Raw genomic sequence first — 15,774 nt, 5'->3', positions numbered from 1 at the left:
GCCGCGCCGCGCGGCAGTCAGTGCGCGGCGCGCGCGACCGACGGCGCGTCCGCGCGCTGCGCGGCCCGTTCGCCGATCAGGCGGCCGCGGGCGGACAGCCGCAGCCAGTGCCGCAGCGCGATCAGCGCGCCGATCACGCTCATCATCGAGCCGGGAATCCACAGCAGCAGGCCGCCGATCTGCTGGTCGCGCAGCGGGCTCAGCCACGTGAACGCGCGGCCGCAGATCGAGTAGATCGGATACAGCTCGTGCGGCGTGAAGAAGATCAGCGCGCCGAGTGCGATCTGCGGCGGGATCGCCGCGACGACGATCAGGATCCGGCGGCCCGGCGACAGCCGCGCAGGCGGCGCGGGGCGCGGATCGACGACGAGCCACCAGAACAGCAGCCCGTCGATCACCATGCTCCAGTTCATCACGCGATAGAGACGCCAGTCGAGCATCGCGATGAAGTGGATCGGCGACAGCAGCCAGAAATAGATCAGCCCGACGAACAGCACGACCGCGACGACGGGATGGAACACCACGTCGAGTGTCGCGCGCACGGGCGCCCACGCGAGGGCGGGGCGCACGAAGCGCTGCCGCCAGCGAAACGGGATGCCCGCGCGAATCGCCGCGCCCGGATAGGACAGCGCGATGAAGAACGGCCCGAGGTGGTGCAGCACGAGGTGCTGCGCGCGGTGCAGGAAGAACTCGTGTTCGAAGAAATAGTCGAGCCGTGTATGCAGTGCGATGTAGAGCGCCGTCAGCCCGAACCAGAACGAGAACTGCCGCAGCGGCGACACCTTCGCCTTCTTCACGCCGCGCGCGAACAGCACGGCAGCGGTGAGCACCGCGATCACCACGGTCGGCGACGGTTCCCACGGATCGAGCCAGTACAGGAGGTTCATCGCGCGCGCATCACTTCGCCTGGGCCGGCGATTTCACGGCGAACGGCGCATCGACCGTTTCGCCGTCGGAGAATTTCAGGCGCAGGTGCACGGTGTCGCCCGGCTTGATCGCGTGCTTCGGCTCCTCGAGCATGAAGTGGTAGCCGCCCGGCGCGATGTCGACCTTGCCGCGCGCCGGAACCGTCAGCTTGTCGACCATTTCCATTTTCTGCGTCGAGCCGTTCGAGACGGTCTGGTGCAGCATCGCCATCCCGTAGTCGGGGCTGTCGACGTCGACGAGATCGACCGGCTTGTCGCCCGTGTTCACGATCGTCACGTAGCCGCCGGCCGGCAGCTTGTTCGGCAGCCAGCGCACCCAGGCGTTCTGCGCGGTGATCGCGCCGGCGGCATAGGCGTGGGTGCCGGCGCACAGCGCGGCGAGGAGGGCGAGCGTCTTGAGTGTCGTCTTCGTCTTCATGTCGTGAGAGGAATTCAGGTGGTGGAGGCGGTGTCGATGATCCGGCGCACATCGGCGGCGATGGCGTCGGGCGAGTCGCGGTCGGTCGCAAGCAGGCGGGCGCGGCCGGTTGCGTCGAAGATGTAGACGGCCGAGCTGTGCGTGACTTCGTAGCCGCCGGACGGATCGCGCTGTTCCATCTGGTACGCGACGCGATAGCGCTTCGCGAGCGATTCTATCTGGCGGTCGGTGCCGGTCAGGCCGCGCGCATGCGCGGCGTCGAACGCGGCGACATACGATTGCATCGCCTGCGGCGTGTCGCGCGCAGGATCGACCGAGACGAACAGGATGCGCACGTCGTTGGCCTGCGGGCCGAGCTTCGCCAGCACTTCCATCAGCCGTGCCATCGTTTCGGGGCAGACGTCGGGGCAGTGCGTGTAGCCGAAGTAGACGAGCGCGACCTGGCCGTGGAACGCATCGGCGTCGACGGGATGGCCGTCGCCGCCCGTCAGTGTGAACGACAGGTCGGGCAGGTGGCCGGTGACGTTGGTCAGGTTCCAGCGCGGCTCGTCGTGCGTGCACGCGGCGAGCGCCACGGCGGCGGCGAGGGCCGCGGCCGTGCGGATGAGGCGGGAGAAGCGCCGGTGCGGCGCTGGGCGGGCAGACGACATCCTGGGGCTCGATCGGACGGAAAGGTGACCGGCCGGCGCGATGCCATGCGTCGCGCGGCAGGCGGTTGCGACTGTAGCGCAATTCGCGCGCCCGCGTCCTTTCGAAACCCGTACGGGGCGGGCGAGCGGGGCAATATGTCGCAGTTGACGCAATCGGCGGCGCGCGGCCGGCGATGCGCCGGTTTCGCCCATCTCGGTGCGCAGGCGCGGTAAGATGCGCACAATTCCATCGCGCAGCGGCGGTGCGGCGTTTGCCGGGCCGCCTCTCAGACTATCGAATCGATGCAATCCGTTCCGGCTTCCCTGTCCCTGACCGATACCGCGTTCTTCTTCGACTTCGACGGCACGCTCGTCGAACTGGCGCCGACGCCCGACAGCATTCACGTTCCGCCGTCGCTGCTGACGCTGCTCGACGAGCTGCGGCGCCGCTCGCACGGTGCGGTCGCGATCGTGTCCGGGCGCGGTATCGACAACCTCGACACGTTCCTCAAGATGCCCGGCCTGCCGATCGCCGGCCTGCACGGCGCGGAGCGCCGCGATGCGAACGGCGACACGCAGCGCATCGGCTTCAACGACGAACGCCTGCTGCGCATCGAGCGCGAGCTGGCGGCCGTCGTCGACCGTCATCCGGGCATGCTGCTCGAAATCAAGGGCGCGGCCGTTGCGCTGCACTACCGCAACGCGCCCGAGCGCGAGGCGGCTGCGCGGGCGGCCGCCGAGCGCCTCGTCGCCGACTATGCCGATGCGTATGTGCTGCAGCCCGGCAAGATGGTGTTCGAGATCAAGCCGAAGGGGGTCGACAAAGGGCGCGCGCTGGCCGCGTTCCTCGACGAGCCCCCGTTCGCGGGCCGCGTGCCGCTGTTCGCGGGCGACGACCTGACCGACGAGAAGGGCTTCGCGGTGGTCAACGCGCGCGGCGGCCTGTCGATCAAGGTCGGCGCGGGCGAGACGTCCGCCCGCACGAGGCTCGATTCGGTCGACGCGCTGCATGAGCAGATCGCGCACTGGCTCGGTGCGGGGCAGCCGCACGCATGAGTCGCCTCATCATCGTTTCAAACCGCGTCGCACCGATTTCGGAAGGCGAACCGGCGGCAGGCGGCCTCGCGATCGGTGTCTACGATGCGCTGAAGGAGACGGGCGGCATGTGGTTCGGCTGGAGCGGCGAGGTCGTCGCGTCCGGCGCGCCGCAGATTCGCGTCGAGGAGCACGGGCCGGTCACGTTCGCGACCATCGGCCTGTCGCGGCGCGACTACGACCAGTATTACCGCGGCTTCTCGAACGCGACGCTGTGGCCCGCGTTTCACTACCGCACCGACCTGATCCAGTACGACCGTCACGAGTTCGAAGGCTATAGCCGGGTGAACGTGTGGCTCGCGCAGCAGCTCGTGCCGCTGCTGCAGGACGACGACGTGATCTGGGTGCACGACTATCACCTGATCCCGTTCGCGCGCGCGCTGCGCGCGGCCGGCGTGAAGAACCGCATCGGTTTCTTCCTGCACATCCCGTTTCCCGCCGCGCAGGTGCTCGTCAACGTGCCGCCGCATCGCGACCTGGTCGAATCGCTGTGCGCGTTCGACCTGCTCGGCTTCCAGACCGAACCCGACCTGCGCGCATTCTGCGATTACGTCGAATCCGAAGCGGACGGCGTGATCGAGCGCGACGGCCACCTGGTGACGGTGCGCGCATTCGGCCGGACGCTGCGCGCGGCCGCGTATCCGATCGGCGTGCATCCGGACGAGATCGCGTCGCTCGCGCAGGCCGGCGAGCACGGCAAGGCGGTGCGCACGCTCGCGACGTCGCTGCGGGGCCGCAAGCTGATCATGAGCGTCGACCGGCTCGATTACTCGAAGGGGCTCGTCGAGCGCTTCCGCGCGTTCGAGAAGTTGCTCGAGCACGAGCCGTCGCATCGCAATCGCGTGTCGTTCCTGCAGATCGCGCCGTCGACCCGTGCGGAGCTGCGCGCGTACCAGGACATCCGCCTGCAGCTCGAAGGAGAGTCGGGGCGCATCAACGGACGCTTCGCCGAGCTCGACTGGGCACCGATTCTCTATATCCATCGCCAGTACGACCGCCAGCTGCTCGCGGCGCTGTACCGGCTCGCGCGGGTCGGCTACGTGACACCGTTGCGTGACGGGATGAACCTCGTCGCGAAGGAGTACGTATCCGCGCAGGATCCGGACGATCCGGGCGTGCTCGTGCTGTCGCGCTTCGCGGGCGCCGCGCGCGAGCTGACGGGGGCGCTGATCGTCAATCCGATCGATATCGACGGGATGGCCGATGCGTTGTCGCAGGCGCTGACGATGCCGCTCGCCGAGCGGCGCGCGCGTTATACGGACATGATTGCGCAGCTTCGCGAGAACAACGTGTCGGTGTGGCGCGACAACTTCCTGCGCGATCTGCAGCACGCGTAACCGACGCCTCCCGCCGGAAATGAAAAAGCCGCAGTGCGAGCAGCGCTGCGGCTTTTTTGCTGGCTGCGGGCCGGTGCGTCAGGCCACGCGTTCGCCGGTCGGCGTGCTGCCGTCGGGCGCCGCGTGATGGCGGCCGTGCTGCTTCGCGAGCAGGTCGCGGTACAGGCCGGGGCGGTTGCGCAGCACGTCGGGCGGCCCGTCGTCGATGACCTTGCCGTTGTTCATCACGATGATCCGGTCGAAGTTGCGCAGCGTCGACAGGCGGTGCGCGATCGCGATCACCGTGCGACCGACCATCAGGCGGTCGAGCGCGCTCTGGATCGCTTCCTCGGATGCGCTGTCGAGCGCGGACGTCGCTTCGTCGAGCAGCAGGATCGGCGCGTTCTTCAGGATCGCGCGCGCGATCGCGATGCGCTGGCGCTGGCCGCCCGACAGCTTGACGCCGCGGTCGCCGACGATCGTGTCATAGCCTTCCGGCATCGCTTCGATGAACTCCGCGCAGCGCGCGTCGCGCGCGGCCGCGAGCACTTCGTCGCGGGTCGCATCGGGGCGGCCGTATGCGATGTTGTCGTAGATCGTCCGGTGCAGCAGCGAGATGTCCTGCGGCACGAGCGCGATCGCGTGGCGCAGGCTGTCCTGCGTGATCGTCTTCACGTCCTGGCCGTCCACCTGCACGACGCCGTCCTGCGTGTCGTAGAAGCGCTGCAGCAGCGCGAGCACGGTCGACTTGCCGGCGCCCGACTTGCCGATCAGGCCGACGCGCTGGCCCGGCTCGATATGGAGATCGAAGTGGTCGAGGATCGCGCGACGGTGCGGATACGCGAACGTCACGCGCTCGAAGTCGACGCGGCCGCCCTTGGCCGACAGCGGCTGGGCGTCCGAGCGATCGGGCATCCCGTGCGGCTCGAGCAACGTCTTGACGGCTTCGGACAGGCGCGCGACGTGCTGGGTGACGTCGACGAGCGCGACCGCGAGGTCGCGCGTGCCGTGCAGGATCGTGAAGCCGAGCGAGCTGACGAGCACGATGTCGCCGGACGTCGCGCGGCCCTGGTCCCACAGCCACAGCGCCCAGCCGAGCAGGCCGGCGGACAGCATCGCGGTGATCACCGCGTGCAGCAGGCGCAGCTTTTCGAGATAGAGCAGGCTTTGCTGGCGCGCATCCATCTCGGCCTTGACCGTCGCGCCGAAGCGCTTCTGTTCGCGCAGCGTCATCCCGAACGCACGCACGAGGCCCATGTTGCCGATCACGTCGACGAGTTCGCCGTCGACCGCGGCGGCCTTCGCCGCGAACGCATGGTGGCGGGCCGAGCCGCGCCCGGCGAGCTTGAACAGGATCACGGACAGCACGGCCGAACAGCCGAGCAGGCCGGCGGCCATCATCGGATTGACGACGATGATCATCAGGATCGCGCCCATCACCGCGATGCACGGCGGCAGCACGTTCCACGCCATCGTGTTCTCCGACGTGTAGACGGCGTTCGACGTGGCCGTGATGCGGCTCGCGAGCGTGCCCGGTTGCTTTTCGGAGTAGTAGGTCGGCGAATGGCCGATCAGGTACTGGAACAGGTCGCGCCGCAGGTCGCCGGTGACCGCGACGAACGTATGCGCGGCGACCCAGCCGCCGACGCGCCACAGCAGGTTGTCGGCCGCGATCAGCCCGACGAGCAGCGCGAATGCGCTCCACAGCGGGCCGGGGTGATGACGCCCGGTCGCCAGCACGTCGATCAGGTGCTTGATCGCGTATTGCGAGCCGAGCGCGCAGCCGACGGCGGCCAGCACGCTGCAGAGCACGATCAGGTGGGCAACGGGATGCAGGCGGATGTAGCGGAACAGGAACGCGATCGGCCGGTGCGCGTAGCTCGACAGCTTCGCGTTGTGGGCGTTGCGCTGGGCAGGGGTGAGAGATTCCAAAATATGCGTGCGGTGATTCGGTGATTGAGCGTGGCGGCGGGATCGCTTGCCGGCGTTCGCCCGGACTGAATAATCCGGCATTGTAAACAAGGCCGTGCGCTGCGCTGCGCGAATCTTGCCTCGGCCAGGGGTGCGCGATCGATTTTGAGATAAAATCCGGCATCCCGTCCTGTCTCATGTGCCGGAATCACGCTGCCGGCAGTCACGGGGGCAAGGAATGCCAAAAGGGCCTTCCACTCTAGAACGGACACCCAAGTCCGCGGGTTGCAAAGTGTTGCACCTTTGTAACAAAGTAAAGTGTTTGAAATGTTGTGCGCCGTATCGGGATTAACCCTAGATAATCGGCTCCGGGTTCGATTCCAGGTTTTTTACGAACCCCTGTCAACGGGTCTTCGTTTCAAACGTTCTATGCCTGTCGCGTCGCCGACGCTCCTTGAGCAGCGCGGGTTTGACGCCCCCGGCAGGCTGATTCGTCCGACTTTTCGGACGAAATGCATCCAGCCCGGACCGCCGGCAGGTTGCCGACCCATACCTGGTTTTTAGCCGATTTTTTAGGAGTTACGCATGCGAATCGCCCAAATCGCTCCGTTGCACGAAGCGGTGCCCCCGAAACTGTACGGTGGTACCGAGCGAGTGGTGTCCTACCTGACCGAAGCACTTGTCGAGATGGGGCATGACGTTACGCTCTTCGCGAGCGGCGATTCGCAAACCTCCGCGAAGCTCGAGGCGTGCTGGCCGCAGGCGCTGCGCCTCGACCCGACGATCCGCGACGTGATGGCCCCGCATATGCTGCTCCTCGAGCAGGTGCGCCGCCGCGCGGAAGAGTTCGACGTCCTGCACTGCCACATCGATTACTACCCGTTCTCGCTGTTCTCGCGCCAGCCGGTCCCGCATCTGACGACGATGCACGGCCGTCTCGACCTGCCGGAACTGCAGCCGATCTTCAACGCGTTCAGCGACGTGCCGGTCGTGTCGATCTCCGACAACCAGCGCATCCCGCTGCCGCAGGCGAACTGGCTGTCGACCGTTTATCACGGCCTGCCGGAAAACCTGCTGACGCCGATCCCGAACGTGAAGCCGAGCTACCTCGCGTTCCTCGGCCGCATCTCGCCGGAGAAGCGCGTCGACACGGCGATCCGCATCGCCGAGCAGGCCGGCCTGCCGATCAAGATCGCCGCGAAGCTCGACAAGGCTGACCGCGCGTACTACGAAGAGAAGATCAAGCCGCTGTTCGCGCTGCCGCACGTCGAGTACATCGGCGAAATCAGCGAAGCCGAGAAGACGGAATTCCTGGGCAACGCGCACGCGCTGCTGTTCCCGATCGACTGGCCGGAGCCCTTCGGCCTGGTGATGATCGAGGCGATGGCCTGCGGCACGCCGGTGATCGCGTTCAAGCGCGGCTCGGTGCCGGAAGTGATCGACAACGGCGTGTCGGGCTTCGTCGTCGAAGACGAGCTGTCGGCCGTCGCGGCGCTCAAGCGCCTCGATACGCTGCCGCGCGAGAAGGTCCGCGCCGCGTTCGAAGCACGCTTCTCGTCGAAGGTGATGGCGCAGAACTACGTGAAGGGCTACGAGGAACTGCTGCGCCAGAAGCGTCGCACGGTGCTCCGCGAAGTCAACGCAGGCTGATTGCGGGCCGCCGCCTGGCGGCGCGCGGCTCGCTAACGACGCCCCGTCCGGGTTTCCGGCGGGGCGTTGTCACATCCGCAGCGCGGATCTGTTGTATTCTCGCCGCGCCCGACGCCGCGAACGGCCCTCGAAGCGGCCCGGCATGGCATCCAGCCATCTGTCCAGACGGTAATGTCCCTATAATGGCCGTGCCGTGAAATCCGGCCCCGCACGAATATCCAGAGGAGAGCAGTCTTGGCGAGAACGAAATCCACGCGCGCAGCGCCGGCCCCCGGCGCCGGTGTGATCTTCGCGTTGCGTGCGATCGGTCTCGTGCTGCTCGCGCGCTGGCTGTTCTCGATGTCCCAGATGGGTTATCGCTCGTCGCTGTCCGCGATGGTGTCGTCGCCCTGGGCGTTCGTCTACCTCCTGCTGATCTTCCTGCTGCTCGCGCTGCCGGGTGCCGTCGCGCGCGCCGAGCGGCCGTTCCATCCGCTGCCGCAGTGGCTGCGCCAGGCGCTGCGCGTCTTCGCGCTGATCGGTTTCCTGTTCGCGGTCTGGTCGATCGGCATGTTCGTCTGGGTGGACGGCTGGCGCCTCGCGCTGCATGCCGTGACGGCGACCAACGGCTGGCTCGTTGCGGCCCCGGCGCTTTATGCGGCGATCGTCTGGATCTGCCGTCCGCGGCCGCTGTGGCGGACCAACGTGGCGGCCCGCCGCTTCGCGGTCGGCCGTTATGCGATTTCGCTCGACGTGCTGACGCGCACCGCGATCGTCTGGATGGAAAGCCGCAAGGTCGGTCAGTACGACGCGCGCGAACTGTCGGTGCGCTGGCCCGGCCGTACGGCGCCTGCCGCCGGCGAAGGGGCGACGGGCGGACAGCCCTCGGTCGTGCCGCCGCGCCGCGGCGGCCTGTTCAATCGACCGAAGGTCGAGCTGCTGTGGGATTCGCCGGCGGCCGTCGGCCATAACCGGCAGATCGTCATGCGCGCGCCGCTCGCGACCGAAGGCGACCGCGTCGCGGTGCTCGCGCTCGACGCCGCGCTCAAGCAGATCGTCTGACAAGTCCCGCGCACGGCGGGCGGGCGCGGGGGATTGGGGCGGCCGGCTAGGTGCGGACGGCCAAGACCGGCCAGGCCCGGCCGAGTCTCGATATGGCCGGCCCGGTTCGCATCGCCATCCCGATCCGGATCCTGTTCGACTCGAGCGGCGTTTTCCGCCAGACACCCGCCAGCCAGGCCTCGCCGCTCCTATCCAGCCCGTCTCGGCCGGGCGATTCAGCCGCCCGGTCCGTTCCGCGCTCAGCGCACGAGGCAGGGGCGCTTGTTGTTGAAAGTCCACCCCGGAATCAGGTACTGCATCGCCGCCGCGTCGTCGCGGGCGCCGAGCCCGTGCTGCTTGTACAGTTCGTGCGCGACCGCGACGGCATCCATGTCGATATCGATGCCGAGACCCGGCCGCTTCGGCACCTCCACCAGCCCGTTCTCGATCTTCAGCGGCTCGCGCGTCAGCCGCTCGCCGTCCTGCCAGATCCAGTGCGTGTCGATCGCGGTGACCTGGCCCGGTGCGGCGGCCGCGACATGCGTGAACATCGCGAGCGACACGTCGAAGTGGTTGTTCGAGTGCGAGCCCCACGTGAGGCCCCAGTCGCGACACATCTGCGCGACGCGCACCGAACCCTGCATCGTCCAGAAGTGCGGATCGGCGAGCGGGATGTCGACCGCCTGCAACTGCACCGCGTGGCCCATCTGCCGCCAGTCGGTCGCAATCATGTTGGTTGCCGTCGGCAGCCCCGTCGCACGGCGGAATTCGGCCATCACCTCGCGGCCCGAGTAGCCGTTCTCGGCGCCGCACGGATCTTCCGCGTAGGCGAGCACGTGATGCTGGTCGCGACACAGCCGCACGGCCTCGTCGAGCGACCATGCGCCGTTCGGGTCGAGCGTCACGCGCGCGTCGGGGAAGCGCTCGGCGAGCGCCGTCACGGCCTCGATCTCGCTCGCACCTTCGAATACGCCGCCCTTCAGCTTGAAGTCGTTGAAGCCGTAGCGCGCATGCGCGGCCTCGGCGAGCCGCACGACGGCCTCGGGCGTCAGCGCGGCTGCGTCGCGCACACGCGTCCAGTCGTCGGTCGCGCCGCTGCCGTCGCGGTAGGGCAGCGCGGTCTTCGTGCGATCGCCGACGTAGAACAGGTAGCCGAGCATTTCGACGCGCTCGCGTTGCTGGCCCTCGCCGAGCAGCGCGGCGACCGGCACGCCGAGATGCTGGCCCAGCAGGTCGAGCAGCGCGGCCTCGAGCGCGGTGACCGCGTGGATCGTCGTGCGCAGGTCGAAGGTCTGCAGACCGCGGCCGCTCGCGTCGCGGTCGGCGAAGGTGCGCCGCACGTCGTTGAGCACCGCATGGTAATTGCCGACCGGCTGGCCGACGACGAGCGCACGCGCATCGTCGAGCGTGCGGCGGATGCTTTCGCCGCCGGGCACTTCGCCGACGCCGGTCCGGCCCGCGCTGTCCTTCAGGATCACGAGGTTGCGGGTGAAGAACGGGCCGTGTGCGCCGCTCAGGTTGAGCAGCATGCTGTCGTGGCCGGCGACCGGGATCGCTTGCAGGTCGACGATGCGCGGCGTGTCGTGGGAGGGCGAGGCAGTGACGGCGTTCATGGGCGGCGATGGCAGAAGGGTGGGCAATGCCGTGCGGCAAAAGCTTTGCCGCGCGCGGCAGGAGGTGCGATCATTCGACAACCGACGTGCGCGGCGCGCAAGCCCCCGCAGGTCGATGCAACCCGGAACGGGGTGGGAGCGACAACCTGACCAGCGGAGCGCAGAACGCGAAAGCTGGCTGATCGTAAGGCATGGGACCAGGCAGTGCCGGCGTGCGCGCTTGAGTCGACAGGAGATCCGTGTTTTGATCATCAGTCGTCGGATGACTTGTGACGCAGTATAATGAATCATCGGCTTTCGCTCAAACCCCGCGTAAACCCTCGGCTCACATTACGATCATTCAAAAAGGAACCGGCCTCATGTCCGTGCCTACGCTTCCCGCAGCGCCGCGCCGTCGCGCACGCAGCCTCGCACAAGATGTCGTCGACGCGCTGACCGCGCAGATCGAAAACGGCACGCTGCGTCCCGGCGACAAGCTGCCGACCGAAACCGAAGTCATGGCGGCGCAGGGCGTGAGCCGTACGGTCGTGCGCGAGGCCATCTCGCGGATGCAGGCGAGCGGCCTCATCGAGACGCGCCACGGTATCGGCAGCTTCGTGCTGGAGCCGTCGCGCCGCCAGACGCTCGGGATCGACCCGGCGACGATCACGACGCTGCGCGACGTGCTCGCGGTGCTGGAACTGCGCATCAGCCTCGAGAGCGAATGCGCGAGCCTCGCCGCGCAGCGCGCGAACGAAACCGATCTGGTCGCGCTGCGGCGCGCGCTCGACGCGATCGCAACGGGGGCGGGCGGCGGCCGCGACACGGCGCAGCTCGACTTCCAGTTCCACCTGCAGATCGCGCAATCCACCGGCAACCGCTATTTCGTCGACATCATGACGCAGCTCGGCACGTCGATCATCCCGCGCACGCGCGTGAATTCGGCCCGCTTTGCCGGTGACGATCTGGAGCGGTACGTCGGCCGGCTGAACCACGAGCACGAGGACATCTACGAGGCGATCGCGCGCCACGACCCGGAGGCCGCACGCGCCGCGATGCGCACGCACCTCACCAACAGCCGCGAGCGGCTGCGCCGCGCGCACGAGGCGGCCGAGGCCGAGCGCGACACGCAGGCCGGCTGATGCACCGGGCGGTGCGTCCGCCCGGTCGAATCGCGTCAACATCAGTCGTCATACGAGATCGATATCCGGTCATCGATCACCGGGGCCGGGCGGCGTGTCCGCCGCCGGCCGCCGGCACCGCCGATCAGCCTCCCTTCGTCGTGATCGTCTTCCACGCGCCGCTCTTCACCTGGTACAGCGTCGACATCCCGCTCTTCAGCGAGCCGTCGTTCGCGAACGAGATGCGGCCGGTGACGCCTTCGAAGTCGATCTTCTTCAGCGCCGGACGATAGACCTTCGGGTCGGTCGAGCTGGCCGCCTGCATCGCCTTGATCGCCGCCCACGCGGCGTCGTAGCCGAACTGCGCGTACGACAGCACGTCGACCCCGAAGCGCTTCCTGAAGCGCTGTTCGAAATCCTTCCCTTGCGGCAGCTCGTCGAGCGGCCGGCCGTATTCCCATGCCATCGCGCCTTCGGCGGCCGGGCCCGCGATCTTGATGAACTCGTTGTCCTTCACGCCGCCGCCGCCGACGAACTGCGCGTTCAGCCCGAGCTGGCGCATCTGCTTGATGAAGTTCGCGGCGAGCGAATCGAGCCCGCCGAAGAAGATCAGGTCGGGATTCTTGGCCTTCAGGCTCGTGATCTGCGCGCGAAAGTCGACCGCCTGGTTGCTGGTGAATTCACGGCCGATGAGGTTCCCGCCGGCGGCTTTCACGGCCTTCTCGAACTCGTCGGCCTCGCCCTGGCCGAACGCGGTGCGGTCGTCGATGATCGCGATGCGCTTCGCCTTCGTCACGTCGACCGCGTACTTGCCCGCGTTGCCGGCGTTCTGGCCGTCGGTCGCGATCACCATGAACATGTTCGCCAGCCCGCGCGAGGTGAGCGTCGGGTTGGTCGCCGCCGGATCGATCACCGGGATGCCGGCCTTGTCGTAGACGACCGAGGCCGGAATCGTCGTCCCCGAGTTGAAATGGCCGACCACGACCGACACGTTCTGGTCGACGAGCGCCTGCGCGGCCTGCACGCCGATGCGCGGGTCGGCCTGGTCGTCCTGTACGACGAGGTTGAAGTGCGCGGGCTTGCCGGCGATCTGCACCTTCTGCGCGGCGGCATCGTCGAGCGCGAGCTGCACGCCGTTCTGCAGGTCCTTGCCGTAGCCGGCGTTCACGCCCGTGAGCGGCGCGGCGAAACCGACCTTCACGTCGGTCGTGTCGGCAGCCCGGGCGGCCTGTTGCGAGAGGAGGGCAAGCGCGGATGCAATCGACACCGACAGCAGGGAATGACGGAATTTCATGTTGTTCCTCTTGTTCGATACCTGCGAGTAAGTACCGCACACGCTCGGGATGGCTGAACGCGTGCGACGGGCGGGCGGTTCGACCGCTTCTCGGAATCGGGCGGGGAGGTCGGCATCGTGATCCTCGGAAGAATCTCCCGTCAGGCTCGGCGAAGAGCCCCGATCGTTTCGATATATAGGTCGCCGATATGCGTGGGTCTTGGCAATTTGCCGCGCATTCGATGCGGATTTGCGCATAGCTTCCGCGCGTGCGGAGGCAGCCGGTATCGGGAGTTTCCCGTCGCGAACGGAGCGGGCGGTGAGGAGGAGCGGAAGCGGAAGCGTGGGGCAGGGAAGCGGCGCGGCCCGCCGGGGCCGCGCCGCCTCACGTGAGGCCGTCAGTCGGACAGCGCGTCCGATGCGGCTTCGGCATCGTCGTGCGATGCGTGCGTGCGGATCAGCGGATCGCTGGTGCTCGGGCGGCCCGTCTCGACGTGGCCCGCGAAGCGGCGCAGGAAGCCGAGCAGCCGGCCGTCGCTGACGGTCAGGTCGTACCAGCCGTGGCTGCCGCGCAGATCCCAGTAGTCGTCGATCTGCTGGCCCGGCGCGAGATCGAACGTGCGCGCGCGGCCGTGGCCGTATGCGTTCGTGACCTTGAGCCGCACCGCCTTGTGGCCGCGGTTCATCAGGCGCAGCGTGATGTTGCCGTTCGCGACGTCATAGCCGTAGATCACCTCGGGGTTCACGTTCGCGCTGCCGACGCCGGTCGCGAACGGGCCGCGGAAATGGCAGTAGAAGCCGTTCGGGCCGTACACGTCGAGGTCGTACAGGCCGAGCGACGCCGCGGCGCTCCACGTGTCGGCGATCCGCTTGCCGGCTTCGACCGTGTACGCCCACGGGCCGTCGAGGCGGTTGCGCGACTGCACCTGGAACGCGGCGCCCGCCCGGCCCGTGTTCGCGAAGGTCAGCCGGAACAGGCCGTTGACCGATTCGACGCGGCCGTGCACGAACAGCTCGTAAGGCAGCGCGCGCGCCGGCCGCAGTCCGGCCTCCTGCTTCGGCAGCTTCTGGAGCACCGGCGGCACGGGGATGTAGTCGGGGTGGCGCAGGCGGTCGGGCGGCGCGTAGCCGCTCGTATCCGGCAGCGTCGGCCAGCCGGCGTCGGCCGTCGCGAAATCGAACGCGGCGGTCAGGTCGCCGCACACCGCGCGACGCCACGGCGACACGTTGCCCGCCTTGACCGGGTATTGCGCGCCGAAACGCGCCTCGATGAATTGCAGCAGCGACGTGTGATCGAAGGTCTGCGAGCAGACCCAGCCGCCTTTCGTCCACGGCGACACGACGAGCATCGGCACGCGCGGCCCGAGCCCGTACGGGCCGGCCATGTGCGATGCGTCGCCGGGGAACACCTCGTTGGTCGTCGCGACCGTCGACAGCCCGTTGTCGCGCGACTGCGGCGCGAACGGCGGCTGCACGTGGTCGAAGAAGCCGTCGTTTTCGTCGTACGTGATGAAGAGCGCGGTCTTGCTCCACACGTCCGGATTCGACACGAGCGCCTTCAGCACCTGCTCGATGTACCACGCACCGTAGTTCGCCGGCCAGTTCGGGTGCTCGGAATACGCTTCCGGCGCGCAGATCCACGACACCTGCGGCAGCGTGCCGTTCTTCACGTCCTGCTGCAGGATGTCGAACAGCGTGCCGCCGGCGCTGATGTTGGTGCCGGTGCGTGCCTTGTCGTACAGCGGCGTGCCGGGCAGCGCGGTGCGGTACTGGTTGAAGTAGAGCAGCGAGTTGTCGCCGTAGTTGCCGATGTACGGGTTCTGCGTCCAGCCCCACGAGCCGTTCGCGTCGAGCCCCGTGCCGATGTCCTGGTAGATCTTCCACGACACGCCGGCCTGTTCGAGCACTTCCGGATAGGTCGTCCAGCCGTAGCCCTTTTCCTCGTTGCCGAGCACCGGGCCGCCGCCCGTGCCGTCGTTGCCGACGTAGCCCGTCCACATGTAGTAGCGGTTCGGGTCGGTCGAGCTCGGGATCGCGCAGTGGTACGCGTCGCAGATCGTGAACGCGTCGGCGAGCTGGTAGTGGAACGGGATGTCGTCGCGCTTCAGGTACGCCATCGTCGTGGTGCCCTTGTTCGGCACCCACTGGTCGTAGCGGCCCTTGTTCCATGCCGCGTGCATGTCCTGCCAGCCGTGCGGCAGGTCCTGCAGGAACTGCAGGCCGAGCTTGTCCGCGCCCGGATGGAACGGCAGCAGCTCGGCCGGGCCGACCGGCTGGTGGAACACCGACTTGCCGTTCGCGAGGCGCAGCGGGCGCGGGTCACCGAAGCCGCGGACACCGCGCATCGTGCCGAAGTAGTGGTCGAACGAGCGGTTCTCCTGCATCAGGATCACGATGTGTTCGATATCGCGGATGGTGCCGGTGCGGCGGTTCGCGGGAATCGCGAGCGCATCGCGGATCACGGGCGGGAACAGGTTCAGCGCGGCGGCGCCGGCGGTGCCGGCAGCGACGCGCAGGAAGTCACGACGGTTCGATCGGGTCATGGTCGTTATCGTGGGGTAAAAGGGAGAGCCGATTGGCGGGACCTGCTGAAAGGGCGCACTCGGGTCGCAGGATGCGGCTGCGCCGGGTGGTGCCGCCGCGAGCATAGCGAGGAATCAGTGTCATTCATATGAAGTCCGGAAACGTTTGCATCCGCGTCGAAGCGATATCGACGCTGCGTCGGGGCATATCGCGAACGGTCGTGGTGATGCAGGGGGTAGAGCGGGAAAGCGGGGCAACAGGACAGCAGGAAAGCAGGACAACGGGAAAGCGCGGGACGCG

Annotated in this window: 12 protein-coding genes; 5 read left to right on the top strand and 7 right to left on the bottom strand. The window is 67.9% G+C overall.

The genetic code is table 11. The annotated features are described in order from the left end of the window. Positions 1–17: 17 nt before the first annotated feature. Genes ABIC51_RS33100 through ABIC51_RS33090 form a run of 3 tightly spaced genes read right to left on the bottom strand, consistent with a single transcriptional unit; the run spans position 18 to position 1,994 of the window. The gene (locus tag ABIC51_RS33100; protein ID WP_021163095.1) at positions 18–887 is read right to left on the bottom strand and encodes a cytochrome c oxidase assembly protein; all 870 of its coding nucleotides are present in this window, start codon (positions 885–887) and stop codon (positions 18–20) included. Between the two features lie 10 nt (positions 888–897). After that, positions 898–1,344: a copper chaperone PCu(A)C gene (locus tag ABIC51_RS33095; RefSeq protein WP_027787990.1), complete on the bottom strand. Its 447-nt coding sequence runs from the start codon at positions 1,342–1,344 to the stop codon at positions 898–900. 14 nt (positions 1,345–1,358) lie between these two features. Further along, entirely contained in the window at positions 1,359–1,994 is a 636-nt protein-coding gene (locus ABIC51_RS33090) for an SCO family protein (protein WP_060196109.1), read from the bottom strand. Positions 1,995–2,276: 282 nt separating this feature from the next. On the opposite strand from ABIC51_RS33090, the gene otsB reads away from it, so the two are divergent. After that, entirely contained in the window at positions 2,277–3,029 is a 753-nt protein-coding gene (gene otsB / locus ABIC51_RS33085) for a trehalose-phosphatase (RefSeq protein ID WP_027787988.1), read from the top strand. After that, positions 3,026–4,405 carry an alpha,alpha-trehalose-phosphate synthase (UDP-forming) gene (gene otsA / locus ABIC51_RS33080; protein ID WP_027787987.1) on the top strand — a complete coding sequence of 460 codons (1,380 nt, stop codon included), beginning with the start codon at positions 3,026–3,028 and terminating at the stop codon, positions 4,403–4,405. Before otsB ends, otsA begins: the two co-directional genes overlap by 4 nt. A gap of 78 nt (positions 4,406–4,483) precedes the next feature. Here the strand turns inward: otsA and ABIC51_RS33075 are convergent, their stop codons facing one another. After that, the gene (locus ABIC51_RS33075) at positions 4,484–6,316 is read right to left on the bottom strand and encodes an ABC transporter ATP-binding protein (RefSeq protein ID WP_027787986.1); all 1,833 of its coding nucleotides are present in this window, start codon (positions 6,314–6,316) and stop codon (positions 4,484–4,486) included. A 564-nt stretch (positions 6,317–6,880) separates the two neighbouring features. Between ABIC51_RS33075 and ABIC51_RS33070 the strand changes: the two genes are divergently transcribed. Further along, complete coding sequence (locus ABIC51_RS33070; RefSeq protein WP_027787985.1) at positions 6,881–7,945, top strand: glycosyltransferase family 4 protein; 1,065 nt, start codon at positions 6,881–6,883, stop codon at positions 7,943–7,945. Between the two features lie 234 nt (positions 7,946–8,179). Beyond that, positions 8,180–8,986: a hypothetical protein gene (locus ABIC51_RS33065; protein WP_021163102.1), complete on the top strand. Its 807-nt coding sequence runs from the start codon at positions 8,180–8,182 to the stop codon at positions 8,984–8,986. Between the two features lie 239 nt (positions 8,987–9,225). Here ABIC51_RS33065 and gudD read toward each other — a convergent pair whose 3' ends face one another. Beyond that, complete coding sequence (gene gudD / locus ABIC51_RS33060; protein WP_027787984.1) at positions 9,226–10,578, bottom strand: glucarate dehydratase; 1,353 nt, start codon at positions 10,576–10,578, stop codon at positions 9,226–9,228. A gap of 359 nt (positions 10,579–10,937) precedes the next feature. Here gudD and ABIC51_RS33055 point away from each other — a divergent pair, with 359 nt between their 5' ends. Then, on the top strand, positions 10,938–11,699 hold the full coding sequence (locus ABIC51_RS33055) for a FadR/GntR family transcriptional regulator (protein ID WP_027787983.1): 762 nt from the start codon (positions 10,938–10,940) through the stop codon (positions 11,697–11,699). 124 nt (positions 11,700–11,823) lie between these two features. On the opposite strand, the gene ABIC51_RS33050 is transcribed toward ABIC51_RS33055, so the two are convergent. Both ABIC51_RS33050 and ABIC51_RS33045 read right to left on the bottom strand, forming a co-directional pair. Next, positions 11,824–12,972 (bottom strand): branched-chain amino acid ABC transporter substrate-binding protein, encoded by a 1,149-nt coding sequence (locus ABIC51_RS33050; RefSeq protein WP_027787982.1) that lies wholly within the window; start codon positions 12,970–12,972, stop codon positions 11,824–11,826. A 377-nt stretch (positions 12,973–13,349) separates the two neighbouring features. Beyond that, positions 13,350–15,494 carry a phosphocholine-specific phospholipase C gene (locus ABIC51_RS33045; RefSeq protein WP_027787981.1) on the bottom strand — a complete coding sequence of 715 codons (2,145 nt, stop codon included), beginning with the start codon at positions 15,492–15,494 and terminating at the stop codon, positions 13,350–13,352. Between the last annotated feature and the right edge of the window lie 280 nt (positions 15,495–15,774).

The organism is Burkholderia sp. 572 (assembly GCF_040545135.1).
GTDB classification, from domain to species: domain Bacteria; phylum Pseudomonadota; class Gammaproteobacteria; order Burkholderiales; family Burkholderiaceae; genus Burkholderia; species Burkholderia cepacia.
Note: the sequence above shows the minus strand (reverse complement) of the source record. Positions and strands in the feature narration are given on the sequence as shown.